The organism is Rhizobacter sp. (genome assembly GCF_031412075.1).
In the GTDB taxonomy this organism is placed as follows: Bacteria; Pseudomonadota; Gammaproteobacteria; order Burkholderiales; family Burkholderiaceae_C; genus Rhizobacter.
Window position 1 is genome coordinate 1 of the sequence record NZ_JANOCG010000238.1, and the last position, 1,642, is coordinate 1,642.

Consider the following 1,642-nt stretch of genomic DNA (forward strand, 5'->3'; position numbering starts at 1 on the left):
TGAACGACCGCGACATGGCCAACGCCGTGGCCTTCAGCCCGCTGGGTGACTACGCCTTCATCTCCACCCAGGGCACCAACCAGATCGAGGTGATGGACGCCTACAACCGCCAGCTCGTCACCGGGCTCGTCAACGTGGGCCGTGCGCCGCGCGGGCTGCTGGTCACGCCAAACGGCCGGTTGTACGTGCAGAACTTCATGTCGCGCAACGTGGGTGTGTACGACGTGAGCGGCCTGCTCAACGCCACCAGCAACAACGCCACCAAGCTGGTCGACATTGCGGCCGTGAGCGGCGAGGCGCTGGCTGCCAACGTGTTCAACGGCAAGCGCATCTTCTACAACGCCGACGACCGGCGCATGAACCGCGACAAGTACATCTCGTGCGCGAGCTGCCACCAGGACGGCGGGCACGATGGCCGCACCATGGACTTCACCGACCGCGGCGAAGGCCTGCGCAACACCGTGCCGCTCAACGGCCGGCGTGGCATGGGGCAGGGCCGTGTGCACTGGACGGCCAACTTCAACGAGATCCAGGACTTCGAGCACGACATCCGCGGTGCCTTCGGTGGCACCGGCTTCCTGAGCGACGCGCAGTTCAACACCGGTACGCGCAACCAGCCGCTCGGTGACCCGAAGGCCGGCCTCAACGCCGACCTCGATGCACTGGCCGCCTACGTGAGCTCGCTCAACAGCGTGGGCCGCAGCCCCTTCCGCAATGCCGACGGTTCGCTCACCGCTGCGGCTGTGGCTGGCCAGCAGATCTTCAACGGCAGCGGCCAATGCGCCACCTGCCACTCGGGCACCGACTTCACCGACAGCCCAAGCGGCGTGTTGCGCGACGTGGGCACCATCAAGGCTTCGTCGGGCCGGCGCCTGGGCGCCACGCTCACCGGCCTGGACACGCCTACCTTGAAGGGCCTGTGGGACACCGCGCCCTACCTGCACGACGGCTCGGCGGCCACGCTGCGCGACGTGCTGACCACCGCCAACCCGAGCGGGCGCCATGGCACCACCGCGGGCTTGAGCGCCACCCAGCTCGATCAACTGGTGGCCTACCTGCAGCAGATCGATGACGGCGTGGACGCCACCACCCCGGTGAACATCACCAACCTGTCGGTGCGTGACACCGCCAACGCCGCCGACTGGTCGGTCCAGAACAGCCTGCAAAACGGCGCCGTGCAATACGGTGACCGCGTCTACACCTTCACCACGGTGCCGAGCATCGTGCTGGGCGGGCGCTGGATCCGCACGGCGAACGATTCCAAGGGCTTCACCGGCGACCCGACTGTCAGCTTCAGCATCAGCCAGACGGCCGACGTCTACATCGCGATCGACGACCGTGTGGGTGCGCGACCCTGGATGACCGGTTGGACCAACACCGGGCAGAAGCTCGTCAACAACGAAGGCGAGCCCCGGAACTTCACCCTCTTCCGCAAGAACTTCCCCGCAGGTGCCGTGAACCTCGGGCCGTCCACTTCGGCCGGCAGCATGTACACGGTCATCGTCAAATAAGGAGACAGCTCGTGCCAAATTTCAAGAACCTCCATCCGCGTGCCTTGCTGGCGGCGGGCCTCATGCTGCTGGCCGGCGTGGCGCACAGCGCCAGCGTGCCCGCCGGCTTCAATGACCGCCAGGTCGCCAGC

At 66.9% G+C, this 1,642-nt stretch carries 1 protein-coding gene; it reads left to right on the plus strand.

All coding sequences use genetic code 11. The annotated features are described in order from the left end of the window. Nucleotides 1-1,511: c-type cytochrome (locus RMO40_RS08355; protein ID WP_309718979.1), on the plus strand; the 1,511-nt coding region annotated here is incomplete at its 5' end. Between the last annotated feature and the right edge of the window lie 131 nt (nucleotides 1,512-1,642).